Origin of the sequence: Streptomyces narbonensis, from assembly GCF_014649015.1 — a bacterium.
Lineage (GTDB): Bacteria > Actinomycetota > Actinomycetes > Streptomycetales > Streptomycetaceae > Streptomyces > Streptomyces narbonensis.
The window spans coordinates 134299-161019 of sequence record NZ_BMSF01000005.1 but is presented as its reverse complement, the minus strand read 5'-3'; the positions used below and the strand labels follow the sequence as shown (position 1 = coordinate 161019).

Annotated in this window: 28 protein-coding genes and 1 pseudogene; 14 read left to right on the top strand and 15 right to left on the bottom strand. The window is 73.4% G+C overall.

Annotated elements, in window-relative coordinates; all coding sequences use genetic code 11:
* Positions 1–228: 228 nt before the first annotated feature.
* Positions 229–1470: an NAD(P)/FAD-dependent oxidoreductase gene (locus IE124_RS11440; protein ID WP_189507482.1), complete on the top strand. Its 1242-nt coding sequence runs from the start codon at positions 229–231 to the stop codon at positions 1468–1470.
* Positions 1471–1549: 79 nt separating this feature from the next.
* Here IE124_RS11440 and IE124_RS11435 read toward each other — a convergent pair whose 3' ends face one another.
* The 5 genes from IE124_RS11435 to IE124_RS11415 form a co-directional block, all read right to left on the bottom strand.
* Positions 1550–3190 (bottom strand): alpha/beta fold hydrolase, encoded by a 1641-nt coding sequence (locus IE124_RS11435; protein ID WP_189507481.1) that lies wholly within the window; start codon positions 3188–3190, stop codon positions 1550–1552.
* 15 nt (positions 3191–3205) lie between these two features.
* Positions 3206–4846, bottom strand: coding sequence for an alpha/beta fold hydrolase (locus IE124_RS11430; protein ID WP_229832373.1), 1641 nt, complete (start codon positions 4844–4846; stop codon positions 3206–3208).
* Between the two features lie 304 nt (positions 4847–5150).
* On the bottom strand, positions 5151–5819 hold the full coding sequence (locus tag IE124_RS11425; protein ID WP_189507480.1) for a hypothetical protein: 669 nt from the start codon (positions 5817–5819) through the stop codon (positions 5151–5153).
* Between the two features lie 55 nt (positions 5820–5874).
* Positions 5875–6039, bottom strand: coding sequence for a hypothetical protein (locus IE124_RS11420; protein WP_189507478.1), 165 nt, complete (start codon positions 6037–6039; stop codon positions 5875–5877).
* The gene (locus IE124_RS11415) at positions 6015–6458 is read right to left on the bottom strand and encodes a VOC family protein (RefSeq protein WP_306432392.1); all 444 of its coding nucleotides are present in this window, start codon (positions 6456–6458) and stop codon (positions 6015–6017) included. The genes IE124_RS11420 and IE124_RS11415 overlap by 25 nt, the downstream gene beginning before the upstream one ends.
* Before the next feature lie 176 nt (positions 6459–6634).
* Between IE124_RS11415 and IE124_RS11410 the strand changes: the two genes are divergently transcribed.
* A complete protein-coding gene (locus IE124_RS11410; RefSeq protein ID WP_189507476.1) occupies positions 6635–7171 on the top strand; it encodes an NUDIX hydrolase family protein in 537 nt (178 codons plus the stop codon).
* 14 nt (positions 7172–7185) lie between these two features.
* Here IE124_RS11410 and IE124_RS11405 read toward each other — a convergent pair whose 3' ends face one another.
* Entirely contained in the window at positions 7186–7851 is a 666-nt protein-coding gene (locus IE124_RS11405) for a class I SAM-dependent methyltransferase (protein ID WP_189507474.1), read from the bottom strand.
* Between the two features lie 82 nt (positions 7852–7933).
* Complete coding sequence (locus IE124_RS11400) at positions 7934–9025, bottom strand: hypothetical protein (protein WP_189507472.1); 1092 nt, start codon at positions 9023–9025, stop codon at positions 7934–7936.
* A 293-nt stretch (positions 9026–9318) separates the two neighbouring features.
* On the opposite strand from IE124_RS11400, the gene IE124_RS11395 reads away from it, so the two are divergent.
* Positions 9319–10026 (top strand): response regulator transcription factor, encoded by a 708-nt coding sequence (locus IE124_RS11395; RefSeq protein ID WP_189507470.1) that lies wholly within the window; start codon positions 9319–9321, stop codon positions 10024–10026.
* Positions 10027–10034: 8 nt separating this feature from the next.
* Here the strand turns inward: IE124_RS11395 and IE124_RS34770 are convergent, their stop codons facing one another.
* Positions 10035–10880 (bottom strand): CAP domain-containing protein, encoded by an 846-nt coding sequence (locus IE124_RS34770; RefSeq protein WP_229832372.1) that lies wholly within the window; start codon positions 10878–10880, stop codon positions 10035–10037.
* Positions 10881–11293: 413 nt separating this feature from the next.
* Positions 11294–11620 (bottom strand): hypothetical protein, encoded by a 327-nt coding sequence (locus IE124_RS11385; RefSeq protein WP_229832371.1) that lies wholly within the window; start codon positions 11618–11620, stop codon positions 11294–11296.
* On the opposite strand from IE124_RS11385, the gene IE124_RS11380 reads away from it, so the two are divergent.
* The 6 genes and pseudogenes from IE124_RS11380 to IE124_RS11355 all read left to right on the top strand — a co-directional run bounded on the left by IE124_RS11380 (position 11613) and on the right by IE124_RS11355 (position 16693).
* The gene (locus IE124_RS11380; RefSeq protein WP_189507466.1) at positions 11613–11834 is read left to right on the top strand and encodes a hypothetical protein; all 222 of its coding nucleotides are present in this window, start codon (positions 11613–11615) and stop codon (positions 11832–11834) included. The genes IE124_RS11385 and IE124_RS11380 overlap by 8 nt on opposite strands.
* Before the next feature lie 258 nt (positions 11835–12092).
* The gene (locus tag IE124_RS11375; protein ID WP_189507464.1) at positions 12093–12929 is read left to right on the top strand and encodes a thioredoxin family protein; all 837 of its coding nucleotides are present in this window, start codon (positions 12093–12095) and stop codon (positions 12927–12929) included.
* Positions 12929–13318: pseudogene (locus IE124_RS35625) on the top strand (TlpA disulfide reductase family protein); the annotation flags it as partial. The gene IE124_RS11375 and the pseudogene IE124_RS35625, both read left to right, overlap by 1 nt.
* Before the next feature lie 199 nt (positions 13319–13517).
* The gene (locus IE124_RS11365) at positions 13518–14300 is read left to right on the top strand and encodes a cytochrome c biogenesis CcdA family protein (RefSeq protein ID WP_189507462.1); all 783 of its coding nucleotides are present in this window, start codon (positions 13518–13520) and stop codon (positions 14298–14300) included.
* Between the two features lie 197 nt (positions 14301–14497).
* A complete protein-coding gene (locus IE124_RS11360) occupies positions 14498–15076 on the top strand; it encodes a protein-disulfide reductase DsbD domain-containing protein (protein ID WP_189507829.1) in 579 nt (192 codons plus the stop codon).
* A gap of 204 nt (positions 15077–15280) precedes the next feature.
* Complete coding sequence (locus IE124_RS11355; protein ID WP_189507460.1) at positions 15281–16693, top strand: HAMP domain-containing sensor histidine kinase; 1413 nt, start codon at positions 15281–15283, stop codon at positions 16691–16693.
* A 55-nt stretch (positions 16694–16748) separates the two neighbouring features.
* Here IE124_RS11355 and IE124_RS11350 read toward each other — a convergent pair whose 3' ends face one another.
* Positions 16749–18446 carry an FAD-dependent monooxygenase gene (locus IE124_RS11350; protein WP_189507808.1) on the bottom strand — a complete coding sequence of 566 codons (1698 nt, stop codon included), beginning with the start codon at positions 18444–18446 and terminating at the stop codon, positions 16749–16751.
* A 183-nt stretch (positions 18447–18629) separates the two neighbouring features.
* On the opposite strand from IE124_RS11350, the gene IE124_RS11345 reads away from it, so the two are divergent.
* Positions 18630–19451, top strand: a complete 822-nt coding sequence (locus IE124_RS11345) for an isocitrate lyase/PEP mutase family protein (RefSeq protein WP_189507458.1) — start codon at positions 18630–18632, stop codon at positions 19449–19451.
* Positions 19452–19527: 76 nt separating this feature from the next.
* Here the strand turns inward: IE124_RS11345 and IE124_RS11340 are convergent, their stop codons facing one another.
* Complete coding sequence (locus tag IE124_RS11340) at positions 19528–19932, bottom strand: hypothetical protein (protein ID WP_189507456.1); 405 nt, start codon at positions 19930–19932, stop codon at positions 19528–19530.
* A gap of 148 nt (positions 19933–20080) precedes the next feature.
* Here IE124_RS11340 and IE124_RS11335 point away from each other — a divergent pair, with 148 nt between their 5' ends.
* Positions 20081–20611 (top strand): hypothetical protein, encoded by a 531-nt coding sequence (locus IE124_RS11335; RefSeq protein WP_189507454.1) that lies wholly within the window; start codon positions 20081–20083, stop codon positions 20609–20611.
* A 47-nt stretch (positions 20612–20658) separates the two neighbouring features.
* Positions 20659–21453: an SMI1/KNR4 family protein gene (locus IE124_RS34765; protein ID WP_229832370.1), complete on the top strand. Its 795-nt coding sequence runs from the start codon at positions 20659–20661 to the stop codon at positions 21451–21453.
* An 18-nt stretch (positions 21454–21471) separates the two neighbouring features.
* Here the strand turns inward: IE124_RS34765 and IE124_RS11325 are convergent, their stop codons facing one another.
* Positions 21472–22059 carry a hypothetical protein gene (locus IE124_RS11325; RefSeq protein ID WP_189507452.1) on the bottom strand — a complete coding sequence of 196 codons (588 nt, stop codon included), beginning with the start codon at positions 22057–22059 and terminating at the stop codon, positions 21472–21474.
* 57 nt (positions 22060–22116) lie between these two features.
* On the opposite strand from IE124_RS11325, the gene IE124_RS11320 reads away from it, so the two are divergent.
* Both IE124_RS11320 and IE124_RS35340 read left to right on the top strand, forming a co-directional pair.
* Positions 22117–22674, top strand: coding sequence for a hypothetical protein (locus tag IE124_RS11320; RefSeq protein ID WP_189507450.1), 558 nt, complete (start codon positions 22117–22119; stop codon positions 22672–22674).
* Between the two features lie 72 nt (positions 22675–22746).
* Entirely contained in the window at positions 22747–22878 is a 132-nt protein-coding gene (locus IE124_RS35340) for a hypothetical protein (protein WP_268246714.1), read from the top strand.
* 115 nt (positions 22879–22993) lie between these two features.
* Here the strand turns inward: IE124_RS35340 and IE124_RS11315 are convergent, their stop codons facing one another.
* The 3 genes from IE124_RS11315 to IE124_RS11305 form a co-directional block, all read right to left on the bottom strand.
* Positions 22994–24934 carry a PE-PGRS family protein gene (locus IE124_RS11315; protein ID WP_189507448.1) on the bottom strand — a complete coding sequence of 647 codons (1941 nt, stop codon included), beginning with the start codon at positions 24932–24934 and terminating at the stop codon, positions 22994–22996.
* Positions 24935–25008: 74 nt separating this feature from the next.
* Entirely contained in the window at positions 25009–25836 is an 828-nt protein-coding gene (locus IE124_RS11310) for a GntR family transcriptional regulator (protein WP_189507446.1), read from the bottom strand.
* A gap of 33 nt (positions 25837–25869) precedes the next feature.
* A complete protein-coding gene (locus IE124_RS11305) occupies positions 25870–26637 on the bottom strand; it encodes a GntR family transcriptional regulator (RefSeq protein WP_189507445.1) in 768 nt (255 codons plus the stop codon).
* Positions 26638–26721: the final 84 nt, after the last annotated feature.

The following is a 26721-nucleotide window of genomic DNA, read 5'->3' as shown; positions in this document are numbered from 1 at the left end:
GCGCCCGTGCCGGCAGCGGCTCACCTCCGATCCGCCCCGGCACGCGCGGACCGGAGGCGCGGCGCCCGTGCCGGCAGCGGCTCACCTCCGATCCGCCCCGGCGAGACCGGAACGCACGGGAGGTCTAGCGTGGAAGGAGAGACCCACCACGCCGCGGCGACGGCCGGGACCCTTCCCGTCGTCCTGTCGGCCGTTCTCGGGCGAGGGTCCGTTCGGCAGGTGAGATCCATGAGCGGCACAGCCGGCTCGGCCGGTGACGGAAACCGCCGGTACGACGTGATCGTCGTCGGCGCACGGTGTGCCGGAGCACCGACCGCGATGCTCCTGGCCCGCCTCGGCCACCGGGTCCTCCTGGTCGACCGGGCCACGTTCCCCAGCGACACGATCTCGACCCATCTGATCCATCCGCCCGGACTGGCCGCGCTGCAGCGGTGGGGGCTCCTGGAGAAGGTCGTGGCGACCGGGTGCCCGCCCATCGACACCTACGCGTTCGACCTCGGAGCGCTCGCCATCGCCGGCTCCCCGGCCGGCGAGGGATTCGACGCGTCCCGTGCGCCGCGCCGCACCGTCCTCGACAAGATCCTCGTCGACGCCGCCGCGGAGTCCGGCGCCGAGGTGCGCGAGGGGTTCACGGTCGACGGGCTCCTTGACGACGGGACGGCGGTGACCGGGATCAAGGGCCACGCCAAGGACGGCGGTCGCTCGGTCGACGAGGCCGGCGTCGTCGTGGGTGCCGACGGGATCCACTCGTCCGTCGCGAGGGCGACGGGCGCCGCGGACTACGCGGGGAAGCCGAAGATCAACGCCTACTACTACGCGTACTGGGCCGGCCTCCCCATGGACGGCACCTACGAGGCGTACGACCGCGGCGACTGCGCCTTCGCCGCGTGGCCCACCAACGAGGACCTGACGATGGTCGTCTGCGGCTGGCCCATGCGCGACTTCGAGGCCAAGCGCGGCGACGTCGAAGGCAACTACCACGCCACACTGGCCCGTGCGCCGGCGTTCGCCGAGCGTGTCGCCCAGGCCACGCGGGCCGAGCGGATCGTCGGTACGGCCATCCCCAACTACTTCCGCAAGCCCTACGGGCCGGGCTGGGTCCTGGTGGGCGACGCGGGATACCTGAAGGACCCCATCACCGCGCAGGGCATCCAGGACGCCTTCCAGGACGCGGAGCGGTGCGCACAGGCACTCGACGACGTGCTCGCCGGCCGCCGGTCGTTCGACGACGCGATGGGGGGTGCCCAGAAGGCGAGGGACGACCAGGTCACGAGCATGTACGAGTTCACGGCGCAGTTCGCCACGATGGAGCCACCGCCGCCCGAGATGCGGGACATGCTCCTCGCCGTGTCCCGGAGTCCCGCGGCCTGCGACGAGTTCGTCCGGGTCACGGCGGGCATGACCCCGCCCGAGGAGTTCTTCGGCCACATGCAGGAACGCATGGACCACCGGATGCCCGACGCGGCCTGACGAACCGATCGCCCGGCCCTCCGCTCCGATGCGAGCGGGGACCGGGCGCGGGGTGTCTCCGGCGCGGTGTCGCGTCTGCCTACGGCGCGATCTCGAACTGCGGCGGCTGGAGGCCCGCCAGACAGCGGGTGTCCGGCCGGGCCGGGTCGGCGAAGAACGAGGTGGTGATCGTCTGCGCGCACTGCGAGTCGGCGAAGACCACGTGGGCCACGTACGGGACCGTGACGGCGTGGGACCGGCTCAGCGTGCGGGCCACGTAGGCCCCGTTGCCGGCAGCGGTCTGGGCGTCGAAGCCGCCGGACAGGGCGAGGGTCGGGATGTCACTGTGGGTCACGTCCCGGATCCAGGGAGGCGCCGGGGGAACGTCCCAGGCGCGGCAGTCGTCGTGGAGCCAGGCGAGCTGCGGCGCGTTGGCCAGCATCGAGCGGGGGAACGACGGGAACGCGCGGCGCCCGCCCCGGATGATGTCGGCGCGGCTCTCGTACGGGGTCCACTGGCTGCAGAAGATGCCGTAGACCAGCCCGTGGGCGACCCGTCCCATGGCCTGCGGGCTGTACTTGCCGCCCGCGAGCTGCTCGGCGATCCGCTGTCCGTTGCCGTGGGCCAGTTCGTCGATGGAGCGGGGCACTCCGGCCGCCACGTGGGTGGCCGAGGTCAGCCACGTGACCAGGTTGCTCCCGTCGAGCACGACCTTCACCGGCTCCGGGTGGACCGGGACGGTGACGGTGACGGTGAGCGGCTTGGCCTCCAGCTCGCTGACGAGGCGGAGGAAGGTGGCCTTCAGGTTCGGGTAGCGGGTGTTGCACGCGGGCTGCTCCGCGCAGGCCTTGAACAGGCCGTCGAAGCCCTCCCGCGCGGCCTTCCAGGTCACGGCCCCGCCGCCCAGGGACGGCGGCAGGACTCCGTCGATGCCGACCGACCGGATGCCCTTCGGGTGCAGGCGCATGTAGTTGAGTGCCAGGTGGGTGCCGTACGAGATGCCGAATACGTTCCACTTCTTGACGCCCAGCGTCTTGCGCAGGGCGTCGTAGTCGGCCGAGCTCTCGATGTCGTTGTAGGCGCTGCGGTCGGCTCCCGTGCCGTCCACCCGGTCGCGGCAGGCCCGGGTCGCCTCGACGTGCAGTCGGCCGGTCGACGGCGCGTTGGAGACGAGACCGAGGGCGCGGGCGTTGAACTCGTCGATGTTCGGACAGGTGAGCACCGGGTCGGCCGAGTAGGTGCCACGCTGGGACATGAAGATCACGTCGCGGTCCCGGTTCAGGTCGCCGGCCAGCGCCATCGGGATCTCGGAGACCGCGTCGTCGCCGGGGCCGCCGGCGAGCCAGACGATCGGGTCGGGTGACGGCCTGCTGCTCTCCGCGGGGATGATCGCGACGGCGAGGGTGATCTTGCGTCCCCCGTGACTCCTGGGCTCCTCATGCCCCTTGGGGCCCTGAGGCCTCTCGGGACCCTTGGGCCGGTGCTTCTCGGGCACGGTGAGGGTGCCGCAGCGGGCGCGCGCGAGGTCGGGGATCGGGTCCGCCGTCCTGGGGCAGGGGCCCGGTTCGAAGCGGGCGTCGCCCACCGTGCGGGCGACCGTGCCGATCGGGCCGCCGGTGCCGGTCTCGGCGTGTGCGGGGATCGCGGCCAGGCCGATGACGAGGGCTCCGGCCGTGGCTCCGGCCAGTGGTGCCGGGAGCCGTCTCGCGGTGCGCCGGCGGGGGGTGGTTCTCGGTGACATCCTGCGTCCTTCAGGTCAGGGGGTGATGGTGAACGGCTTGGGCACGACACCTGCCACGCAGCCGGTGTCGGGCGCGGTCGGCCGGGTCAGGAACGAGCGCAGGACCGACGCGGCGCAGGGCTCCTGGGGCACCACCCAGTGGGTGATCCCGGGGATCACGACGGCGGTGGAGCGGGGCAGCGTACGGCCGGTGAACGGCCCCCAGCTCGCACCGGTCTTCGCGTCGAAGGTCCCGCTGATGATGAGCGTGGGCACCTTGCTGTGGGTGGCCACCCGCTGGACCCCGGTGCGGTCCGGGACGTTCCACGCGCGGCACAGGTCGTGCTCGAAGGGCAGCTGCGGCGCGTGGGCCAGCACGGAGTCCGGCCAGCCGGGGAAGGCCCGCCGGCCCGCCTCCAGCACATCGCGCTTCGAGTAGCCCGGGGCCCACTCGGCGCAGGCCACCGAGTGCGTCAGTCCGTGGGCGAACTCGCCGATGGCGGGCGTCGCGCCGGCGGCCTGGGCTTGGGCGAGGCGTGTCGGATTGCCGGCGGCGAGTTCGTAGAGTGCCGCGGGGACGTCGGCGGAGGGGACCAGTTGGCCGTTGGTGACCAGCAGGTTCACCAGCGTGCCCCCGTCGAGGACGACCTTCACCGGCGTTCCGCCGCCGGGCGGCGGCACGGTCAGCTTCAGGGGGTTCGCCTCCAGCCGCCGGACCTGCTCCGTGAGCGTGCGGGAGAGGTCGGGGTAGCGGGCCTTGCAGGCGGGCTGGGCCTCACAGGCCGCGAAGATCGCGTTGATCCCCTCCTGGGCGCTGTCCCAGGCCCACGGCAGGCTCACGATCTGCGGCGGCACGACCGAGTCGATCGCCAGCGAGCGGATGCCGTGGGGGTGCCGGCGCAGATAGGTGAGGCCCAGGTCGGTGCCGTAGGAGTAGCCGTAGACGTTCCACTTCTGGATGCCCAGGGCCTTGCGGAGGGCGGCGAAGTCCGCGGCGTTCTCCGTGGTGTTGTAGGCGCTGAGGTCGGCTCCCTCGGCCGTCAGGCGGTCCCGGCACTCCTTCGCCGCGCGCACCAGGCCTCGGCCCGTGGACGGTGCGTCGTAGGGCATGCCGACCGCGGAGGCGTTGAACCGGTCCATCTCCGGGCAGGCGAGGTTGGGCTGCGAGTAGAGGCCGCCGCGCTGGGTCATGACGATCAGGTCGCGGTCCTGGTTCACCTGGGAGGCGATCAGGAAGGGGATGGCCCCGATCGCGTCGCCGCCGGGACCGCCCTCCATGAAGACCACCGGGTCCCCGGCGGGCTTCGCCGAGGTGGCCGGGATGATCGCGACGGTCGTCCGGATGGTCCGGGTGTGCTTGCGGGTGCGGTTCTCGGGCACTTCCAGGAACCCGCACCGCCCGGGGATCGGCTCCGGCGTCTCCGGGCACGGACCGGGCACGAACCGGGCCGGATGGTGTCCCGGCCGGGGACCCTCCACGGAGGGTGCCAGGGCGCTGCTCGACGTGGGGCCGAGCGCGCCGATCACGGCCAGGCCGGCCGCGACGAGCGCCGTCCTGGTGCGCGCCCGGTGGGGGCGCCTTGGTAGGGGGGTGTGTCGCGCCGTCCGGCGCCGAACGGTCCTGCCGGTCCCGCGAACGGACGGCAGGCCGTCCGGACCAGTGATCTGCTCCGCCATGTGATCCCGTCTCTCGGACGGCCCCGGCCACTCGGGGGCCGGGGCGCGTGGGCGTGGCCGCCCACCGCGTCTCCGGCGAGGTCGGCGTACGCCAGCCTGCGTGCGCGCCGGGAGGCCCACCAGTCAGGGACTCCACTTGGAGCAGGGGGTCGTCGAGATGAGAGAGGGGCGCAGCGCGAGCGTGCTCGGCTGCCATGCCACTGCGCCGACGCACGGACGGCACGGAGGAAAAGGACGCCGGGCCGACGTCCTCTCCGCAGATCCATGACCGACCCACGCGTCCGCGTCCGCGTCCGCCGCGACCTCAGGAGGAGGCGTACCAGCCGTTCGCGCCGCTGCCTTCCGACGGGTCGTACGACTGGTGGAGGCCGAGCAGCGCGGCCACCAGCCTGGGGTCCCAACTCCCGTCCAGGACGCGGTACTCGTCCGCGACCCCCCGGAAGACGAGATGCGCACGGCGCGAGGAGTCGCGCCAGATCACCCTGCGCGGCTTGCCGAAGGCGTCGTCGCCCTCGCCCAGCAGGGACAGGATCAGCCACAGCAGGCTCACGGGAAGGCCGACGGGCCACCACACCGCCCACCAGAAGAGGCGCCCGCGGAAGCCGCGCACGGAGTGTCCTGTCACCGACTCGACGGTCCAGCGTGCGCGGGCGCCGCGCAGAGCGCGTCCGCGCCGGTAGGTGATGCGGCCCAGCGGGGCGCCGTGCGGGTCGTCGACGCGGTAGACGGCCGGGCGTCCGCCGATGCGAGAGCCGGTCCGTTCGGTCCACACCCGGGCCGTCGCGGTCTGTCCCTCGCCGACGATGTCGAAGGTGCGGGCCGAGGGATCCGCGGCGTCGCCCCGGCCGGCCGGTACGCGGCAGAGCAGCCCGATCGCGATGTCCCCTTCGCGGCCCGCGCCGTGGCCCTGACGCACGACGACCGGCCGGGATGTCCCGTACCGCACGTTGTACGTCGTCCGGCCCTCGGCCATGCTCGGTCACCCTTCCTCGCGTCGCCGCACGACGACTTTCGCGGCCGTCATGATGTCACTTGCCCTTGCGCTTCACGACGGTGGCCAGGAGCGATACGGCACTCGTGACGGCCAGGGTCCCGATCATCACCATGATCGCGCCGATCACGAAGAGGCCGCTCGCGTCGTCCGACCAGTCGTAGGCGGCGGCCACGGTCAGGCCCGCCGTGGTGCCGGCCACCCCGGCCACGGCATGGCCCCGGCACCTCGGCCCTCCTGGACCGCTTCGAGGAACTCAAGGCGGTTCCCCAGCTTGTCGAACGCGTAGAAGCGATCGTGGCCGGGGAAGTCGTCGTCCCACGTGACACTCACCCCGTGGTCCTCCAGCCGCTGGGCGAGCGCCCTCAGCGAACTCACGAGGATGCCCGGGTGCGCCTTCTTGTTCGGGCGGAAGTCCTCCTCGACGCCCAGGTGCACCTCCAGACCGCCGCCACGGAACCAGCATCCACCGCGGGCCGCCAGCACCGGCGGCTTCTCCAGCTCGGTCATCCCGAGGGCCGTGCCCCAGAAGTCGCGGCAGAGCTGTTCGGCACCGGGCGGGATCGCGAGCTGCACGTGGTGCAGACCGGCGAGCGAGTACCGGGGGATCTCCTGGGTCACGTCTTCTCCTCTTCCCTTCCCCTTCCAGGGAATCTTGACGTCAAGATAATGACGCAGGGGTGCGTACCGCAACACCCCGCCCCGGCTTCGAATCCCTCATCGAACAGCGCGAAGTCGGCCCGCGTGGCAGACACGCGATCTGGGCCGAAAGGCCGTCAGGTAAGTATGATCAAGCGATGTCTGACTTGACTGAGACCACGCCCGGCTGGCTGTCCACGGACGAGCTGAACACGGCCCGCTCCCAGATGCCGATCCTGTACGTCGAGGCCGTCCCCGTGCGCGTGGACGACAGCGGCGAGGTCACGAGCATCGGGCTGCTCCTGCGGATCGGCGCGGACGGGACCATCAGCCGGACCCTGGTGTCCGGTCGCGTGATGCAGCACGAGAGAGTCCGTGACGCGCTGCTCCGCCACCTGGAGAAGGACCTCGGCCCGGTGGCGCTGCCGCGCGTGCCCGCCTCTCTGCAGCCCTTCACCGTCGCCGAGTACTTTCCGACAGCGGGCATCACCCCGTACCACGACCCGCGCCAGCACGCGGTGTCCCTCGCCTACATCGTGCCCGTGGCCGGCGACTGCCGCCCCCGCCAGGACGCTCTGGACCTGGTCTGGTTCAGCCCGCAGGAGGCGGCCTCCCCCGCGGTGCAGAGCGAGATGCCGGGCGGCCGCGGGGTGCTCCTCAAGCAGGCCCTCGCGCACGTGGGCCACACCTACTGAGAGCACCCCGGCGCTCAGCGCAGCCGACGGGCGCGCAGCACCACGTCGTCGGTGTGGTGCGCGCCGGCGCCGCCGTCGGGGACGACGCGCGGTCGCCGCTCGTCCACCTCGACCACCCAGTCCCCGGTGAGCAGGGCGGTGACCATCGAGGGCCAGACGTAGTCGGCCGGATCGAAGCCGCTGTCGTCCGCCTCCCGGGTCTCCATCCCCGCGTGGTGGACGAGCAGCAGCACGCCGCCGGGCGCGACGGCCGCGATCAGGGCCCGCTCGGCCGCGGCCTCGGGGGTACGCAGCAGGGCCGGGTACTGCGCCGACACCAGGTCGAAGGAGGCCGGGGCGAACCCGGCCTCCGTCAGCGTGGCGTGCACCCAGCGGACGTCGACGCCCGCGTCCCGCGCGTGCCCGGCCGCCCGCTCCAGCGCCACGCCCGAGACCTCCAGCGCGGTCACGTCCCAGCCGCCGCGCGCCAGCCAGACGGCGTCCGCGCCCTCGCCGCACCCGACGTCGAGCACGCGCCCGGGGGTGAGGCCGGCGGTCTCGGCCACGAGTGCGCCGTTGGGCTGCCCGCTCCAGAGCTGCTGCCGGTCGGCGTACCGGTTGTCCCACTCCGCCCGTACCGCCGGGTCTCCGAGGTATCCGTCGGAGGGGGACGCTTCCGTTGCTGTGATGTCGTCGCTCATGCGCCCACCGTCGCCTCCCGTTCGCCGCTCGCGCCACTTCTCTTGCCGGAACGGCAAAGCGACGCCCGCCCCTCAGTAGCGGTCACGACCGCGTCGCGGTCCCGCAGCCGTCCACGTCGGTGCCCTTCCCCATCGCCTTGCTGCGGTCGTAGGGATCGACCGCCCGGCTCTTGTCGGTGACCGTGTCCGACCCTCCGCCGAACTCCGGCCTGAAGTACCCGGTCGTCTCGCCACAACCGCCGTTGGTCATGCTCGTCTTGTACGAGAGGAGGGTGAACGTCCCCTTCTTGGTGATCACCTTCTCCGGGTCGTCCCAGCTCGCCACGGTCTCCCGCCGCACGATCGTGCGGCGGACCTCGTCGCCGCCGCCCGCCGGGGCGACCGGATAGACGTAGGTGACGTCTGCCGTCACTTCGAGGGCCCCGCGCTTGCCCTCCCGGAACGTGATCCGGCCGCGGGTCTTGACCACGTCCCCGACCAGGCGCGCCTGCGCCGGGTCGAAGCGGCTGAAGAGGAGCAGCGGGTCGTTGTCCTCGTCGGGTGCGCTCAGCGCGGTCGACACGAAGGTGCCGACGTCCTCCTGATCCGGGTTCAGCAAGGCGATCGCCTTCTGCGGACGTCCTCCTCGCAGCACGGTCCGGTCCAGGTTGGAGGCCGCGAGGAAGTCGCGTGTCCGGGCAAGGGCCTGCTGCACCTCCGCCTTGGTCATCCATCCGGTCGCCTCGGCGGCCGGGACGGTGATCCCGGCCGTGCCGTTCGCCCAGCGCGCCGCCGGCGACCCCCGGAACGGGTCGTCGAGTGTGGCCCGGCCGGCCGGCTCGTCCGCCGGCGCCTCCTGCGGTCGTTCCGACTCCTGCGCGAGGGGCTCGGCCGTCGCACCCATGCCGTCGGACCAGCCGACGACGCCTCCCGGGTCGACGGCGACGACGAGGAGGGCCACCGAGGCCAGGAACCCGGCCACGTACCAGCCCTTCCTGCGCCGCGGCCGCGCGGGAGCGTGCGCACGCCACGGCGTCGGCTCCGCGGGCTCCGCCCGCAGCCGGCCCGCCACCTCGCGGGCCCGCGCCGACGGCTCCTTCGGCGCGTCCCCCGCGCCGTCGCCGGCGGTGCGCAGGAACTCCTCCCACACCTCGTCCGGTACGGACGAACCGCCCCGGTCCCCGTCCTTGCCCACGAACTACCCCTCACACCCCGTGCGTTGCCTGCCCCTCCCCGGGGCCTCCGCATGATCGCACACCCCCGGTGGGACACATTCCCCCAGGTCAGAGCGGTACCGGCCGGCATCTCGGGAAATCGTTCGATCACGCCAGGTCGAGCGCACCAGGGTCGGCGACGCGGCAACGAGACCCAAGCGCAAGCGCGGGGCGGCGGTCCATGGGATCACCCGTGATCCGGGAGGCCCCGCCCGGAATCGTGCCCTGGTGAGGGCCGTCCGCATGGCGGACGGCCGGTTGTAGGGTGTCCGCCATGCCCTGCGTACTCGTGGTCGAAGACGACCCCAGCATCCGTGCCTCGCTGATGGAGATCCTCGCGGAGCACGGCCATGCGGTGCGTAGCACGGGCGACGGGTTCGGCGCGCTGCGCGAGGTCGCGCAGGGCTCGCTGGACGCGGTGGTGCTGGACCTCGGCCTGCCCGATCTCGACGGCGGCGACGCGCTGCGCATGATCCGCGGAATATCGAACGTGCCCGTGGTGGTCGCGACCGCCCGCGACGACGAGAGCGAGATCGTCAAGCTCCTGAACGCGGGCGCCGACGACTACCTGGTCAAGCCGTTCTCCGGGGCGCAGCTCCTGGCCCGGCTCTCGGCGGTGCTGCGGCGCACCGCGGTCCCCGCCGCGGTCGCCGGGCAGGCCCCACCCGCCGATCCGTCGAGTCAGGTGACGGTCGGTGAGCTGACCGTGGATCCGCCGGCGCGCTCGGCCTATCTGGCGGGGCGTGAACTGGTCCTCACGCGCCGGGAGTTCGACCTGCTGGCCTTTCTCGCCCGGCACGCCGGCACGGTGGTGTCCCGGCACCGGCTGCTCGCGGAGGTCTGGCAGGAGGCCTACATCGAGGACCAGACCATCGACGTGCACGTGTCGGCGCTGCGCCGCAAGCTCGGCGAGCGGGCCTCGGCACCGCGCTATCTGCGCACCGTGCGCGGGGTGGGCATCAAGCTGGTGGCGCCGCACTGAGGAGGGGCTCAGGAGGGAGTGCCGAAGTCCTGGGTCCACCAAGGGCCTCCGTCGGTGCTGACACCCACGCCGATCTCGGTGAAGCCGCAGTTGAGAATGTTGGCCCGGTGGCCGGGGCTGTGCATCCAGGCGTCCATGACGGCGGCCGCGTCGGCCTGGCCCTTGGCTATGTTCTCGCCGGACCGTGACCAGGTGTATCCGGCCGTCTCGATGCGGTCCTGCGGCTGGGAGCCGTCGGTTCCCGTGTGGGAGAAGTTGCCGGTGGCGGCCATGTCGTCGGTGTACTCCTGGGCCGCTTCGGTGAGGTCCGCGTCGACCGTCAGGGCCTTGCAGCCCGCCGCGGCGCGTTCGACGTTCACCAGGCGTACGACCTCCTCGGCCTCGCCGCCACCCGCCGGGCGCGTACCGCTGTCGGGCTCGGTGGCCGGCGGCTTCGTGGTGGCCGACGGCATCGTGGTCACCGGGGACTTCGTGGTCACCGGCGGCTGCGTGGTGGCCGGGGGCGCGGGCCTGGGCTTCCGCGCGCCTTGGGACGCGGAAGGTCCGGCCGCCCTGGCCGAGGGCGGTGGGGTGGCCGAGCGGGTCGTCGGCGTGGTGGAGAGGTTCGTCAGGGCGTGCGGGGCGGCCGACGGGGACGTCGGTGCGGTCGGCGGTCCGGTGGTCGGCGTCGGGTCGGGCGAGTCGCCGCCCATGGCGACGGACTCGGCCTTGCCGTGCGTGGATCCGGCGAGTTCGGCGCCTGCCAGGCAGGCGGCGCCGACGGCCAGGATGCTGAGGCCCGCCACAGCGGCTGTGACGCGCGGGCGACGCGGGGCGCGGTGTCCGCGACGTCCGTGGGCGGCTCGGGAGCTCATCTCGGTATCCCTCCAAGGGGTTCGGTTCCGGGGGTCGGTTCCGGGGTGTACGGGCGGGGCAGCGGGGCCACGGGTCGGGCTCGGCGGCGCTGATCGGCCGTCCCTGTCGGCTCGGCCGGCTTCGTGCGGCGCGGCCGGGTCCGCCGACTGCCGTGACGGGAGCGTAGGCGTGCCGGAGCTGCGAAGACGCCGTCTAAGAAATGCGCTCAGGAGGACCTAAGCATCAGCTCAGGTTCGGGCCCGGCCTGCGGGTCGGACCGCCGGGCGATCCGCGGGGCGGACCTTGAGGCGGTCCGCGAGCTCGACCGCTCGCGGCCGGACCGTACGGAACGCGGGCGCCCTTCCGTGAGCGAGGGCGGCGTGGGTGGTGCGGTGGGCGTCGGCCACACTGATGCGGTGCCACGCCTCCTGCGCTATCTCCTCATATGGCTGTCGTGCACCGCGGCCAGCGTCACCGCTGTGATGCTCACGGTGTACTTCGTCATCGGCCTGACCCGACCGACCCCGCCCGCCGCACGGTCGGTCCAGGCGGTGTACCCCTCTCCGTCCGTCCTCGTCGGGGTGCCGGCCTCCTCCGTCGCGACCACGCCGAAGGCGCCCACCACCACCCCCGCGTCCCCCTCGTCACCGCCGCCGACCACCCGTACGCCCTCGCCGTCGCCCTCGGCCACGCGGGCGCCCGTCACGTCCGCGCCCCGGCCGTCGGCCTCCAAGTGCAGCGGCGGTCCCGGGTTGCACACGGTTCCCTCCGAGGGGGGCAAGGTCACCGTCCAGTACGGCCGCGACAGCGTGTGCTTCGTCTCGGCCGTTCCCGATCCGGGGTTCCGCACGAGCACCGGTCAGAGCGATCCCGGCACGCTGGTGGTCGTCTTCACCAGCGACGACCACCGGTCTCAGATCACGGCGACCGTCGTGCCGAGGGCGCAGGCCAGCGTGCGCGAGACCCGGTTGTGAGTCCTCGGGCAGGCGCCGCGGACGCCGGAGAACCGCTGGTGGAAGGCTTGCGGTCACGAACCTGAGCAGTTCCTTAAGCGTGTCTGATGGGTGGCATCAGGACGGCCCAGGACGCCTTCTCGGCACCTAGGCTCACGGTCGGTCAGGACGATCGCTCCGGCCCCGGCGGACAGGACGCCGGGCCGCGTCCTGCGCCCGCTCCGGCATCGGCCGCCTCCAGGCCCCGGAGAGCTCACCGACACAAGGGGTTGATCCGTCATGGCCGCACACCGGCGCAAACAACGCACCGCCGGCATCCAGGGCCTCGTCCGCTTCTCGGCAGTCACCCTCACGGTCGCCTCCGCCGCCGTCGCCACGGCCTGGGGAGTGGGCGGCTCGAAGAACGACGCGGCGGAGAACGTGTCCGTGGCGGCGGCCCCCGACGCGCCCGCCGACCAGGGCACGAGCGCCCCGGCACCCATGGAGGCGGCGACGGCGTCCGCCTCCCCCACCGCAGCCGCGACGTCGGTCCCGCCGACGACCCGGCCGAGCCCTTCCGCCTCCTCGCCCGTGGCCAAGCGTCCCGCGGCGATGACCAAAGCAGCCGCCCCTCGCCCCACCAGGACGACCGCCGCTCCCGCCCCGACCCAGCCCGCCGTAAAGAAGAGCGCTCCCGCCCCGACGAAGCCCGCCGCGGAGAAGACCACTCCCGTCTCCGGCTCCTCGGGCTTCACCAGCGGCTACCCGACCGGTGCGGACGCCCGTGGGGCCGTCGAGGCCGCGGTCGCCGCCGCCAAGGCCGACGGCAAGAAGGTGCTGATCGACTTCGGCGCCAACTGGTGCGGCAACTGCAAGGCCGCCGACCGGGTGTTCGCCACGAGCGGCGTGGGGGCGCTGCTGGACGCCTCGTACCACGTGGTCAAGGTCGACATCGGCAGCCAGGACTCCTCGGCCTTCGACCTCCTGCGCGACTACTGCACCGGCGAGGGCGCGTACAAGATGCCCGTCCTCGTCGTCCTCGACGGCAGCGGCAAGGTGGTGACCGAGACGCACTCGACCGGCAACCCCGAGCTGACCGAGACGGGCCTCGGCGCGTTCCTGCGGAAGTGGGCCTGATGACGGCCCGCGGCCTCAGACGCGGCGCGTCGGTCGCCCTGCTCCTCCTCGCCCTCGCGGCCACCGGCTGCGGCGGCGGAGCCGTAGCGGGGGCGGACGGCGGCGCGCCGGGAGCGGGCACCGTCGAGACCGCTGTGGTGCTGCCGGTCGCCGAACGCCCTTCCGCGCCCGACACCTCCGGCCTGGACCTCACGGGCCGGGACCTGACGCTGCGCTCGTACCGTGGCAAGGTCGTCGTCCTGAACGTGTGGGGCTCCTGGTGCGCCCCCTGTCGCGCCGAGGCCGCCGACCTGGAGGCGCTGCGCGGTGCGGCGGCGCCGCGCGGCGTGGAGCTCCTCGGCGTCAACGTCCGCGACCGTTCTCCCGGGCCGGCCCGGGAGTTCGAGAGGACCTACGGTCTGCGGTACCCGAGCATCCACGATCCCGACGGAAAGCTGCTCCTTGCCTTCCCGCCCGCGCTGCTCAACCCGCAGGCCATCCCTTCCCGCTGGTCATCGACCGGCAGGGCCGGATCGCCGTCGCCGTCTCCGGTCCGGTCACCCGCGCGCGGCTGGAGCCCCTCGTGGACCGGGTCGCCGGGGAGGACGCATGACCGGTCCCGCGTGGGCGGCGCTCGCCGCCGGGCCGGCCGCCGGCGCGGTGTCGGGCACCCTGCTCCTCGCCGTGCCGGTGGCCGCGGCCGCGGGCCTGGTGTCCTTCCTCTCCCCGTGCGTCCTGCCACTCGTGCCGGGCTACCTGAGCTACGTCACCAGCCTGTCGGTGTCCGACCTCGCCGAGGCGGACGGCGGGCGGCGCGGGCGGATGGTCGCCGGAGCGGCGCTGTTCGTCCTGGGCTTCAGCGCGGTCCTGGTGTCCGGGGGCGCCCTGTTCGGCTTCGTCGGGCGCAATCTGCTCGCCTACCAGGACGGCATCACGCTGGTCCTCGGCCTGTTCACCATCGTCATGGGCCTCGCGTTCGCGGGCTGGCTCCCCGGCTTCACCCAGCGCGAGCTGCGCATCAGCCGCCGGCCCGTTTTCGGCCTGGCCGGCGCGCCCCTCCTGGGCGTCGTCTTCGGCGTGGGCTGGACCCCTTGCATCGGGCCGACCCTGGCCGCCGTGCAGGCCCTGGCCTGGAACGAGGCCAGCGCCGGACGCGGCGCCCTCCTCATGGTCTGCTACTGCGTGGGGCTGGGCACGCCCTTCCTCCTCACCGCACTCGCCTTCCAGCGGGCCCTGCGCGCCTTCCGATGGGTCAGGAACCACCATGGGACCGTCATGCGGGCCGGCGGCGCACTTCTGGTCCTCGTCGGCGTCCTGCTGGTCACCGGCCTGTGGACCGACCTGGTGTACGCGTTGCAAGTACGGCTGCAGGGCACGACCGCGGCCCTGTGAGCGCCGGTACCCGAGTAGCAGCGCCAGAGCCGGCACCCGAGTACCACCGCCAGGCGCCCGGAAGGGCCCGACTCCCCCTGCGCGCGCCGGGCGGCTCCCCTCTCCCCCGTAACCAAGAGGCCCGGTCGCGCCCCCGCATGCGCGGCCCACTCCCCCGAAACACGAGAAAGACCCGGAAAGACGACATGAGACACCCCATGACCTCCCCCAGCCCGGCCCCCCGCCTGCCCCGCGCCGCGCGCACGCGCCGCGCCTGGGCCGCGGCCGCACTGCTGGCCGCCGCCTCGCTGACCGGCTGCGGTCAGGAGTCCGCGCCGTCGCACGCCGCCCCCGTGACGGAGTTCAACGAGAACGGCGTCACCGTCCGGCTGAGCGTGGCCGACTGGAAGTCCGACGCGGGAACCCTGGTCGCCACGTTCACGCCCGACGAAGCCGGCTTCCACCTCTACAGCACCGCGCTCCCCCCCGAGGGCATCGAAGGTGTGGGGCGGCCGACCGAGGTCCGTCCCGTCGGTTCGGTCGCCACCGCCGGTGAGATGACGGTGGACAAGCCGGTCAAGAGCATCACGGTGCCGGGCGTGCGCGCCGCCGTGCCGGTCTATCCCGACGGCCCCGTCACGGTGACGCTGCCGATCCGGGCGACCGCCCCGGGCGAGGCGAAGGTGCTGATCGGCTATGCGAGCTGCAGTTCGACCGAGGGGTGTACGATCCCGGTGGCCGACCGGGCGGTGTCCCTGCGCACCGGCGAGGACGGCCTGTCGTTCGGCACCTCCTGACGGCCCGTCGTCCCGGATCACGGGGCCGGTGACGGCATACGCCACTCCCGGAGGACGTCGTACGGGAGACCCTCCGGCGGCCCGTCGCCCGGACCCCGGACCCGAATCCCCCGACCGTGGCGCTGGGCGCACGGCTACCCGTTGGAGCGCTGCACCCGTGAACCGAGGGCCCCGAAGACACCGCGCCGAGCCCGGGGGCCCACGGTGAGGCGCTCCCTGGCGGGGGTGGCCCTGGCCGTCACCTCCATGGTGGCGCTGTCGTTCCTGATCCCGCTGGGGCTGCTTGTGATGTCGCTCGCCCGCGAGCAGAGCGTCACGGCGGCCGAGCAGAGCGCGGCGGCGATGGCGCCGATACTGGCCCTCACCACGGACGCGGCCGAGCTGCGCGAGGCGGGGGCGGGGCTGCGCGCGGCCGAGCACATGGTCATCCATCTACCGGACCACAGCACGGTCGGCGGCGCGGGGCACGCTCCGCCGGATCTGCTGGGCCGGGCCGAGGAGGAACGCGAGTCCATCTCCCAGGACGTGCCCGGCGGCTGGATCTACCTGCAACCGGTGATCCTCCCCCAGGACCGGGTCGCGCTGGTGGAGAACTTCGTGCCCGACGACGACCTGACCCGCGGTGTCGTCCTGTCGTGGAGCGTCATGGCCGGTCTGGCGGTCGTCCTGCTCGGCGGCTCCGTCCTGGTCGCCGACCGCCTCGGCTCCGCCGTCGTCACGGCGGCGAAGCGGCTGGCCGAGGCGTCACGCCGGCTCGGCACGGGCAACCTCGACACCCGCGTCCAGCCGAAGGGGCCGCCGGAACTGAAGGAGGCGGGCACGGCCTTCAACACCATGGCCGACCGCATGACGGACCTGCTCGCCGTCGAACGGGAACTGGTCGCGGACCTGTCCCACCGGCTCCGCACCCCCCTGACCGCCCTGCACCTGGCGGTCGAGCGGATCGCGCCGAGCGCCGACACCGGACGCATCCAGACGGCCGTCGCCGAACTGGAACGGGAGCTCAACGCGATCATCGCCGAGGCTCGCACGCCGCTCGCCGTCGGCCCGATGGGCCGGGCACTGCGGGGTGAGGAATCGCCCGACGGGCCGCGGGAGGGCGGGGACCGCTGCGAGGTCGCCGACGTCGTCCGTCGGCGCGCGGCCTTCTGGGCCGTGCTCGCGGGTCAGCAGGACCGTCCCTGCACGCTGCAGATCACTGACGAGACCACCCCCGTCTGCCTCCCCGAAGCGGACATCACCGCCGTCGTGGACGCGCTCGTGGGCAACGTCTTCCGGTACACCTCCCGGGGCACCGCCCTGGAGGTCTCCGTGTGCCGCACCGCCCACACCGTGGAACTGACCGTTCACGACGCCGGTCCCGGCATCGCCGACCCGGACGGTGCCCTCGCCCGCGGCGGGAGTACGGGCTCCACCGGCCTCGGGCTCGACATCGCCCGTCGCGCGGCCCTCGCCGCCCGGGGCTCCGTCCGCATCACGCGCGGCTCCATGGGCGGTGCCCGCGTGGCGGTCACGTTCCAGCTGTCCACGGGCCCGGCCCCGGGGCGTCCGCGCTCGCGCCGCAGGGGTCGGAGGGCACCCGCGGCTCGGACGACGCCGGGTGCGGCGGGCGACTGACAGCCCGGGAAGTCCGGCGTCCGAGGTCGGCGGCACACGCCGCGAGCCGATCGCCCTAGAGGCGCGGTGTGGTGGCGGGCGTGGACAGGGACGCGACGTAGTCGCGCAGGGCCGCCGCGGCGACGGCGAGCGGGAAGCGGGTGCCCAGCTGCCCGTCCGGGCGGACGACGAAGCCGGTCGGGCCGTCCGGTCGGTAGAGCCGGGCGAACTCCCCTTCGGCGTCGTGGTATCCGGCGACCGCGGCCAGTCCGTCCAAACCCGTCGGCGGCGCCTCCCGGGCGAGGACGGCGAGGGTCTGCGGGCGGTGTGCCGGCTGCGGGCCGCCGTCGGGCCACCGCACCACGCCGCTGGCGACCGCCGCCGCGGCCAGTTGGGCGGGATCGGCCGCGTACAGGAGCAGGACGTGTTCCGTACGGCCCCGGAGGATGTCGAGCAGGCGCAGCGGATACGCGGCGACGGGGGCCGTCAGGCCGGCACAGTCCGGAGCCCGGTCGCCGGACTGCGGCACTCCGGCCGGTCCGTCCGCGCTGCGGGCGAGGGGCCCGCCCCGGTAGCTGACGAGCAGTTGGGCCTCGCGGAGCATCACCGTCCGCTGGTCGTCGGGCTCGGCCTCCATGCCGTGGGTGGCGTGACGCACGGTGCGGCCGACGACCTCCTCGCCGACCGGGCGGCGCTCGGCGTCGTAGCTGGCGAGCAGGCCGGGGCCCGCCTCGGCGCGGCAGACGAGGGCGAGTTTCCAGGCCAGGTTGCAGGCGTCCTGGATGCCGGTGTTCATGCCCTGCGCGCCGGTGGGCGGGTGGATGTGGGCGGCGTCGCCGGCGACGAACGCCCGGCCGTCGCCGTAGCGGTCGACGATCCGGTGGCTGATCCGGAAGACGGAGGACCAGCGCATGCGGGAGACGGTGGCCGGCCTGGGGGCGAGGCGGTCCACGACGGCCTGGATGTGGGACAGTTCCGGGGCCCTGCCCGCTTCGAGACCGTGTGCCACACGGTCGCCCTTCGCCGCCCTGGCGTCGCCGCCTGTGCCGTCCGGGCCCGTGGCCCTCATGGAGAGTTCGGGCGGGACCAGCATGGACATGCGGTAGCGCCCCGCCCCCGGCAGCGGGATGCAGACGAGCAGGTCGTCGGTGGAACCGTCGTCGGCGAGATGGCTGGACCGTATGCCGTATCCGTACGGCAGGTCCCAGTCGGCCTCGACGTCGGCCAGCATGTACTCCTCCGGGAAGGCCCCGCCCTCGAAGCTGAGGCCCAGCTGCTTGCGTACGGTGCTGTGGGCGCCGTCGCAGCCGATCAGGTACCCCACCCGGGCCTCCTCCTCGGCTCCGGAGGCGGTGCGGAGGACGGCGGTGACCCCGTCCTCGTCCTGCGTGAAGGACAGCAGTTCGGTGCCGCGTTCGACGGTCGTGCCCAGGCCGGCGACGTACTCCTCCAGGAGGTGCTCGGTCGCGTACTGCGGAAGCGCGGCGAAGCGGTACGGCACCTCCGGCGGCAGCACCAGCTCGATCCGCGCCCGCTCCCTGCCGTCGACGTAGACCAGCTGGCCGCGCATCTCGACCGCCGCCTCCAGGACGGTGCGGGCCAGGCCCATGCGGTCCCAGATCTCCAGGGTGCGCGGCTGGATCCCGACCGCCTTGGCGTACGGGAGCGGTGCCGCGAGCCGGTCGATCAGGCGGCAGCTCACGTGCCTGCGGCGGAGTTCGGCTGCGGCGCTCAGTCCCACCGGTCCGGCGCCCACGACGAGAACATCGGTCATGCGGGTGCGCGCCACGGCTGCCTCCCAGCGGCTGGCCCCCGGATCGGTCCCGTACTGCCTCGGCTTCACCGTCTCCATCGTCACCCGTCGAAGCGGGCCCGGCGAGCCGAGTGTCCGGGCCGCTCATCCGTTCGTCCGGGAAATCAGTGATCGTTTCCAGGGCGCCCGTGATGCAATGCGCGCATGACGAATCTCGTGGAGAAGGCCCGGCTGTTCCGTTCGCTGCACGTCCCCGGCAAGCCCCTGGTCCTGCCCAACGCCTGGGATGCGGCGTCCGCCCGGGTCGTGGCGGAGGTCGGTGCGCCCGCGGTCGCGACGACCAGCGCCGGGGTCGCGTGGTCGCTGGGCCACGGCGACGGGGACCACCTGAGCCGTGACGAGGCCCTGAGCGCGATCGCGCGGATCACGGCGGCCGTCGACGTCCCCGTCACCGCGGACATCGAGCGTGGCTACGCGGCCGACCCCGCGGGGGTGGCCGACACCGTACGGGGCGTCCTGGCGGCCGGAGCGGTGGGCATCAACCTCGAGGACAGCCTCCGGCCCGTCGCCGAGCAGGTCGAGCGGATCGCGGCCGCGCGCGGGGCGGCGGACGAGGAGGGCGTCCCGCTGTTCGTCAACGCGCGCATCGACACGCACCGGATGCCCTCCGGCGACCCGGCGGCATGGCTGGACGAGACGCTCGTCCGCGCCCGGGCCTACGCGGCGGCCGGTGCGGACGGCATCTTCGTCCTGAGCACCCTGGACGCGGCGACGATCGGGCTGCTCGTGGACGGCTCGCCCCTGCCGGTGAACCTCGCCGCCGGACCCGGCGCGCTGCCCGTCTCCGCGCTCGCAGGCGCGGGCGCCGCCCGGGTCAGCGCGGGGTCCTCCATCGCCGAGGCGGCGTACGGGCTGGTCCGGCGGGCCGCCCGTGAGCTGCTGGCGCAGGGCACGACAGGCGCGTTGGAAGGCGGTTTCGACTACGAGGCGCTCAACGCGCTGCTGCTGGCGGACCGTACGCGCTGACCCACGCGAGGACGATGCGGATGAGGGCGATGAGAACAGGGGCGTAGCGAACGAGGGCGATGCGAATACGGGCGGGCTACTTCCACTCGTAGATCTTCGCGGTGGCCTTCCCGCTCTCCTCCACGCGGAACTCGAAGAGGCCGGCGATGCCGGTGAGTCGCGCGAACGTGGCGGAGGCGGTCTCGAAGAACAGGGCCCCGCGCCAGTCGATCGCGCCGGTGTCGTCGAAGCGGCCCACGCCGGAGCCGTGCCAGGTGATCGTCTCGCCCTCCTGGGTCATCGTGACGCCCTGACCTTCTCCGAAGAGGGTGCCGTCGGCCCGGACGACCGACTCGTACGTGCCCATATCCTTGACCCCGACGCCCAGGAGGGTGCCGGTCGCCTGGAAGGACGCCTCCAGTACGGGGTGACCGCCGTCGGTGGACAGCACCCGGATTCCCGTGGTGTCTCCTTGTTCCTCGCCGATCAGGTCGCCGAGCATGATGGGACTCCTCTCCGCGAAAGCGGCGGATGGGTCCCCTCTTCCGGACTACGCCCGGGCACGGGCGCTGTCAACCGGGCGGACGCCCTACCAGCGGAGGCCCTACGATCGGAGCCTCGAAGCGGGCACGGGGGCGGGGGCGGGAATCATGGGGACGACGTCGGGTTCGGTGAGTCGTCGTGGGTGGCTGATGCTCGGCGGGCTGTTCGTCCTGGGCGGGAGCGGCGCGGTCGGGTGCGCCTCCGCCGGCGGCAGGGACGAGCGGAACCTCCGGGAAGTGAACACCGACGTCGAGCCGCTGGAGCGCCGGTTCCGCGCGATCGGCCGGCTGTCCGACCCCCACTGGCTCGGCTACGACCCGAACGACTCCGGGCGCGAATGGATTCCGGACCAGGATCCGCGGATCCGTGTCGTCGGGGTGGCACGGCTGCCCGCCGGGGCGGTCAGGTCCGTCGTCGGCGAGCCGAAGTACGCCTTCGGGCCCTCCGAGCCCTCGCACCCTCCGCAGGAACTGGCCGAGTTCCTGCCCGAGGGCGCCGGGTGGATGGGGAGCGCCCGCTACGACAAGCACATCACCCGCTCGCTCTACGTCGGCCGGTTCCATTTCTCACCGACGACGGACCACGTCTATTTCGACACCGTCAACCCGGAGATCGTGGGCAGCTCGCCGTCCCTGTAGTCACCCGCCGTGACAGCCTCGGGCCGGCATGGTGCAGGGTGGGTCGCATGCTTGCTGATCATCACGAGTACGACGTGGTCGTCACCGCCGTGGCTCCTGTCGGGGCCGCCGTCCTCGCGGACGGTTTCGAAGGCTTCGTCGACCAGGCCAAACACCCTTCCTGGCGGTCCGACGTGCCCCTCCCGGCGGTAGGGGACCGCATGCGGGCCGTGGTGCTGGACGCCACCAGGACTCCGGCCCGCTTCAGCGCCCTGCCGTGTGACATCCGGATCGCCCACGGCCTGCGCCACACCCGACCGCTGGAACGGCTCTGCCCGCCACCGCCCGACGGCGGCCGGGACGTCGAATGGGCCGCCGTCGAGGAGGCGTTGGGCGTCGCCCTGCCGGCCGACTACAAGCGGCTCGTCCGGACGTACGGCGGCGGGGTCTTCGCGGGGCTGCTCTGGCTCCTGGAGCCGGACTGCCCGGACGCGATGTACGACCTCGTCGCCCAGGCCGCCGAGCGCGCCGAGGACCTCGCCGGCCTCTGGGCCATCGGCGAGCCGAAGCCGTCGGAACTCGACGGGGGCGACGTACGGCTGGTGCCCTGGGGGTACGTGGAGGGCGCGGGCCACGTCCTGTACTGGCTGGTCCGGCCCGGCGTCGAGCCGGAGGAGTGGACGGTGATCCTCAACGAAGGACGCGGACCGCTCTGGGAGGCCCATGCGATGTCGTGCAGCCGGTTCATCCACGACGTGGTGGCCGGCACGTCGACGTCGTACTACTTCGAGGACATCGACGACATCGCCGACCCGGAGGAGAGGACCGTCTTTCGGCCCTCCTCGCGGATCTTCGGCCAGTAGGAGGCTCCCCTGGGCGGTTTACGGACGGCCTTCCTCTGGAGCCGCGATCCGAGGAGGAGCAGGAGGGGGTGACGGAGGCGGCGACGGAGGCGGCGTCAACTCCCTTGCGAAGCCGTGCCAGTAGGCCGCCTGCCGCGACGTCTGCCGCACCACGCGGTCCGGTTCCGGCGGGGACGGCCAGAACTGGAGGAGGTAGACGTCCACGACCTCCTCGTCCACACGCGTGTCCAGGTCGTGAGCCCGGTCCATCCCCTCGGCGCTGTAGCGCACGCGGTAGTCCGTCTCCGCGAGGCCGAGGCGCCAGGACCCGCCGCCGCCCCACAGATCGAGAGCGGCGCCCGCGGACGCGGGCCGGTAGGACGCCTCCACGATGTCCTCCCACCGCGGGTCCACCTCGGGGGCCTCGTCGTGCACCTCGACGGTGAAGCCCACACGGCCGGTGTGGAGGCCCGTGACCAGCCAGAGGAACCCGGGCACCGCGGCCCCGCACAGCCCCGACACCTGCCCGGCGAACGACTCGTGGAGCCCGGGCTGTTCGCCGGAGTCGTCCGTGACGTAGAGCTGGCCGTAGCTGACGTGGACTTCGCCCTCAACCGGTCTGCGCACTGTCGCGCCCCCTCCCCCGCGGCGGCCGCGAAGGGCCGCACGACCATCGAGCTCTCCATGGTAGGCAGGGCCTACGACAGTGGGGCCCCGACAAGCCGGCCCTCGCGGCGGCTGCTGCGGCCCGGGCGCGTCATCGTCCTGGCGACGATGCGCTCGGAGGAGTTCCGGCGGTACGACGCCCGTGAGGAGAGCCGGCTGACGGGGTCCGACCGGGACGCCTGGCGCGTCCAGCGCGGCGTGCTGGACGCGGCGACGAAGATCCGGCTCGAACGCCACTGGTCCGAGGCGGAACAGCTGCGTGCCGCGGCACACCGGGAGGATCCGCGGATCCGGCTCGCCCTGGAGAGCGGCGACCGGTTCGGGCTCGCCGAGGTCGTGGCGGCCGGGCCCGAGCTGCTCTCCTCGTGGCAGAACGCCTGGGCTCCGGGGACCAACCCCCGGGGTGCGGCGGTCGTGGCCGCGGCCGTCGACTGCCGCCGGTCGGGGCTGCGCCGCCCGGTCAGCCGGGAGTGGCTCCAGGAGCAGTGGGCTTTCTCCCGGTGCGGCGAGAGTGCGTGCCTGGGGGCACCTCCCAGCGGTAGCTGGGGGAGCGTTGCGGGGCAGACGGAAATTTGACGACACCCCCTAGGGCGCGACCACCCCCATGTCACGCACAGCCGGCTCCAGCGGGTCCAGGGGCTGATCGCCGTGGGGCGCGGCACGGAGGCGCGGCTGGAGCTGACGGAGATACTCGACGACGCGCGGCGCGTCCTCGAACCGGGTCATCGTCATCTCGTCCTCGCGCGCTCGCTGCTCGGCCCGCTCCGTCGTGCTCTTTGAGCCCCCACACGCGGCCACCGGGGCGGGGTTACAGGGCGGGCGTACGCGGCGAGGGAGGCGGGCACTTCCTGTGCCGGTGTCGGCCGCTGTGCGTCGCGTCCCGCGCCGTGGTCCGTCACGGCCGCCGTTCCTCCAGCCCGGCAACCGCGGTGTCGATCATCCAGTGCATCAACGAATCCGGCAGCGCCGGGTTCATGGTGGCGTCCCGCATGAGCTCGCGGTCGCGCAGCGCGCGGACCAAGGCGCCCGCGGGCAGGGCGGGGTGCCGGGCCGCCGCCTGCCGGACCGCGGCGCTCCCGTCGTCGAGCAGGCGGAACGCCGAGGCCGCCGAGAGCCGGGGGTCGGTGGCGGCCCGGAGCCGGACCTCGCCGTCTTCGTCCCGACTGAACCGCTCCACCAGCTCGGGGGTGGATTCGGGGTCGTCCAAAGCCAGTTGGCGCAGGCGCGGGTGCGGGTCGGTCGCGTACGGAAGCAGGCCCACGCGCGGGAAGTTGGGGTGGGTCCGGGGGCGGCCGGGGGCACTGAAGCTGCCGTTCCACCACTGCCAGACCTCCAGCAGCATGTCGGCCGGCGCGTCGTCGCAGGACTCCGCGAGGAAGAGGCGTACGACCCTGTCCTCGTCCCGCGCGAGACGTTCGACGACGTCCGGCGGGAGGTGTCGGGCCCGGGCGACGGTGCCGCGCAGCAGCGGGTGGCAGGAGGAGGCGAGCCGGCGCATCGCCGCCGGGTCTCCGTGGAGGTCGCGTACCCACGGCACGTCGTATCGCATCCCGTCGAGGTCGATGCCGGGCAGGCAGGCCGCGCGCTGCTCCTCGGAGAGCGCGGGATGGACGGACACCGCCCGCCGTACCGGCTCGTCCTCGTCCGCCAGGAGCGCGGCGAGGGCGTCGGCCGTCAGACGGGGATGAGCGGCGAGGGTCCGTCGTACGTCCGCGTTCTCGTCGGCGGCGAGGAGGGCGAGCACCTCGGGGTGAGCGTGCGGATCGGCAGCCAGGGTCTGTCGGGTGTGCGGGTCGTCGTGCGCGGCCAGGGCCTGGTGGGCGGCCCTGTCGATCGGCCCCGGGTGCGGCCGGTCCTCGCCACCGCCCCCGGCGGCGGCCCGCACCGCCGGGTCCGGGTCGGCGGCGAGGACCGTCAGGAGGTGCGGCGGAAGGCCGGGGGTCCGGGCGGCTTCCGCGCGGACGAGGGGGGACGGGTCGGTGGCGATCCGCTCGTGTCCCTCCTCCGTCAGGCCGCCCCTGGCGGCGGCCGTCTCGACGAGCAGAGCGCGGCGGGCCGGGCTCTCCTCGCCCAGGACCAGGGCGGTCCAGTGCTCCGGGGACAGGGACCGCCGGCGCTCGGTGAGCGCATGACGGACCCGCGGGTCCGGGTGCGCGACGGCGGCGTCGAGGACCGTGGCGGACGATGTGCGGTGCAGGAAGGAGTCGATGCCGAGGTCGAGCAGTCGGGTCAGCACCTCGTCGCTCGCGGCGTCGTTGAAGCCGAGCCACTCCACCCACGTCCCCCACAGCAGCCTCGTGGGCCGGAGCCGGGCGTTGCGCAGCTGTTCCCACGCGGCCTCGCGCTCCTCGGAGGTCTCCCGCGCCGCCGCCCGCGCCGCCTCCTCTCGCCGTTCCCCGAATCCCGTGACGGCGACGAGCCAGACCTCGTACTCCTCGCTGGTCACTCCGAGCAGCGCGTCCCCGTCCACGGAGAGGGTGACGAACTCGGGCTGCCCAGGGCGGTCACCGAGGACGCCCGCGAGGTCCCAGGAGGGGCCGAGGCGAACCCTGACCCAGCTGTCGCTGTTCGCGACGTGGACGAGGAACTCGCCCTCGTCGTCGAAGATTCCGTGCTCGCGCGCGAGGCGGTGCCACTGCGCGTTGAGCGCCGGGACGAGGTCGGGCCGGTCGTCGCGGACGGTGGCGGTCGGCACGGTGTGGTACGAGATCACGGGCCGCCAGGCCGCCGCGGGTGTGAGGACGTTCTCCGGGCCCCACTCCCCCACGGTCTCCAGGCCCGCCCGGTCCAGCAGCGCGCCCAGTTCAGCCCTCGTATGCCCTTGTCCGGTCCCCATGGCGCCATCCTGCCCGAGTCGGCGGGTGGGGTGCCGACCCGGGTCCCGACACCCCTTCGCACCCGGCCCTCAGGTCACTCCACCGTCCCCCACCATGCCCCGGCGGGCCCGGCGTCCGCCGCCGGATGGTCGGCCGCTCCCTCGCGGAGAGCGAGCCTGGAGACGATGCGGTAGCGGTCGCCGCGGTAGAGGGAGCGGACGTACTCGACCGGTCTGCCGCCCGTGTCGGAGGTGATCCGGTCGAAGAGCAGCGCGGGTGAGAGGACCGGTACGTCGAGCAGGGCCGCCTCCTCCTCGCTCAGCACCGTCGGTTCGATGGACTGGACCGCGTGGGCCGTGCGGATGCCGCACCTCTCGCGCAGATGGGCGTAGAAGCCGCCTTCCATGTCGGCGACGGTGAGCCCGGGCACCAGGTCCGCCGGGACGTGCAGCTGCTCCAGGGCGATCGGGTCTCCGTCGACGTAGCGGAGTCGGGTCACGTGCACCAGGTCCGCCGCCGGCGAGAGCGTGAGCTTGCGGCCGATGCGCGCACCGGCCCGTACGGTGCGGAGTCCGAGCACCCTGCTCGTCCAGGTGCCCCGGCCGCCCTGGCCGCGGGGCGCGCCGGCCGGGTGCTGCTCGGCGACCAGTTCCTGGGTGATCTTGGCGGGGGCGACGAACATCCCCCGGCCGTGCTCCCGCACCAGCAGGCCCGTGGCCACCAGCTCGTCGACGGCGGCCCGGAGGGTGGGACGGGAGACGCCGAGGGTCGCGCAGAGGGTGCGCTCGGAGGGGATGGCGTCCCCGGGGCGGCGGGCGTCGATGACGGTGAGCAGGTGCTCGCGTACGCGCTCGCGCTTGAGCTCCGGCCGGGGCGCGGGCCGCGCGTCCGGCTGTGCGCTGCCTCCTCCGTGCGGCTCCATCCCGGTCCTCCCCCTCGTTCGGTCGGTTGGGCGTCAGTATGCATCTCCCTCGGTGGACGAGGTCACGAGGCCGTCACGCGTGAAGTCGAGGCGGGAGACGATGCGGTAGCGGTCGCCCCGGTACACCGAGTGGACGTACTCGACCGGACGGCCGGCGGTGTCGAGGGTGAGGCGCTCGATCAGCAGCGCGGGCGAGAGGACGGGGACGTCGAGGAGTGCGGCTTCGTCCTCGCTGACGACGGTGGGTTCGATCGACTGCGTGGCCTCCTGGACGTGGACCTGGTGGTGCTCCCGCAGATGGTCGTAGAGGTCGCCCGCTTCGAGCTCCTCCGGGGTGAGGGCGGCGCCGACCAGGTCCGCCGGGATGTGCAGGTGCTCGATGGCCATGGGCGCGCCGTCGACCAGGCGGAGGCGGGCGATGTAGAGCAGTTCGGCGGCGGGTGAGAGGCGGAGCCTGCGGCCGATGCGGGCGCCGGCCCGGACCGTGGCCGATTCCAGGACCGTGCTGGACCAGCTGCCGGAGGCCCGCGGGACGGCGAAGGCCGCGTCGTCGGGGGCGAGCCGCTGGGTGATCTTGGCGGGGGCGACGAACATGCCGCGCCCGTGCTCCCGCACCAGCGCGCCCGTGGCGACGAGTTCGTCGACCGCCGCACGCAGGGTGGGGCGCGAGACGCCGAGGGTCGCGCAGAGGGTGCGCTCGGACGGGATCGGGTCGCCGGGGCCGCCGGCTTCGATCAGGCCCAGGAGGTGTTCCCGTACGCGCTCCCGCTTCAGCACCCCGCTGGAGGAGTCGTCCATCATGCCGTGCCGCCCTTCATGCCGCGCCCCCTACTGGTCAACTGGTAAGTCGGATACTAGTCCGTCGAGTTGACCTGTCATCGACTG

Bases quoted from the DNA above. Each gene is read 5' to 3' on its own strand.
- IE124_RS11440 (WP_189507482.1), top strand. From the start codon at position 229: ATGAGCGGCACAGCCGGCTCGGCCGGTGACGGAAACCGCCGGTACGAC.
- IE124_RS11435 (WP_189507481.1), bottom strand. From the start codon at position 3,190: ATGTCACCGAGAACCACCCCCCGCCGGCGCACCGCGAGACGGCTCCCG.
- IE124_RS11430 (WP_229832373.1), bottom strand. From the start codon at position 4,846: ATGGCGGAGCAGATCACTGGTCCGGACGGCCTGCCGTCCGTTCGCGGG.
- IE124_RS11425 (WP_189507480.1), bottom strand. From the start codon at position 5,819: ATGGCCGAGGGCCGGACGACGTACAACGTGCGGTACGGGACATCCCGG.
- IE124_RS11410 (WP_189507476.1), top strand. From the start codon at position 6,635: ATGTCTGACTTGACTGAGACCACGCCCGGCTGGCTGTCCACGGACGAG.
- IE124_RS11405 (WP_189507474.1), bottom strand. From the start codon at position 7,851: ATGAGCGACGACATCACAGCAACGGAAGCGTCCCCCTCCGACGGATAC.
- IE124_RS11395 (WP_189507470.1), top strand. From the start codon at position 9,319: ATGCCCTGCGTACTCGTGGTCGAAGACGACCCCAGCATCCGTGCCTCG.
- IE124_RS34770 (WP_229832372.1), bottom strand. From the start codon at position 10,880: ATGAGCTCCCGAGCCGCCCACGGACGTCGCGGACACCGCGCCCCGCGT.
- IE124_RS11375 (WP_189507464.1), top strand. From the start codon at position 12,093: ATGGCCGCACACCGGCGCAAACAACGCACCGCCGGCATCCAGGGCCTC.
- IE124_RS11365 (WP_189507462.1), top strand. From the start codon at position 13,518: ATGACCGGTCCCGCGTGGGCGGCGCTCGCCGCCGGGCCGGCCGCCGGC.
- IE124_RS11360 (WP_189507829.1), top strand. From the start codon at position 14,498: ATGACCTCCCCCAGCCCGGCCCCCCGCCTGCCCCGCGCCGCGCGCACG.
- IE124_RS11350 (WP_189507808.1), bottom strand. From the start codon at position 18,446: ATGACCGATGTTCTCGTCGTGGGCGCCGGACCGGTGGGACTGAGCGCC.
- IE124_RS11345 (WP_189507458.1), top strand. From the start codon at position 18,630: ATGACGAATCTCGTGGAGAAGGCCCGGCTGTTCCGTTCGCTGCACGTC.
- IE124_RS11340 (WP_189507456.1), bottom strand. From the start codon at position 19,932: ATGCTCGGCGACCTGATCGGCGAGGAACAAGGAGACACCACGGGAATC.
- IE124_RS11335 (WP_189507454.1), top strand. From the start codon at position 20,081: ATGGGGACGACGTCGGGTTCGGTGAGTCGTCGTGGGTGGCTGATGCTC.
- IE124_RS34765 (WP_229832370.1), top strand. From the start codon at position 20,659: ATGCTTGCTGATCATCACGAGTACGACGTGGTCGTCACCGCCGTGGCT.
- IE124_RS11320 (WP_189507450.1), top strand. From the start codon at position 22,117: ATGGTAGGCAGGGCCTACGACAGTGGGGCCCCGACAAGCCGGCCCTCG.
- IE124_RS11315 (WP_189507448.1), bottom strand. From the start codon at position 24,934: ATGGGGACCGGACAAGGGCATACGAGGGCTGAACTGGGCGCGCTGCTG.
- IE124_RS11310 (WP_189507446.1), bottom strand. From the start codon at position 25,836: ATGGAGCCGCACGGAGGAGGCAGCGCACAGCCGGACGCGCGGCCCGCG.
- IE124_RS11305 (WP_189507445.1), bottom strand. From the start codon at position 26,637: ATGATGGACGACTCCTCCAGCGGGGTGCTGAAGCGGGAGCGCGTACGG.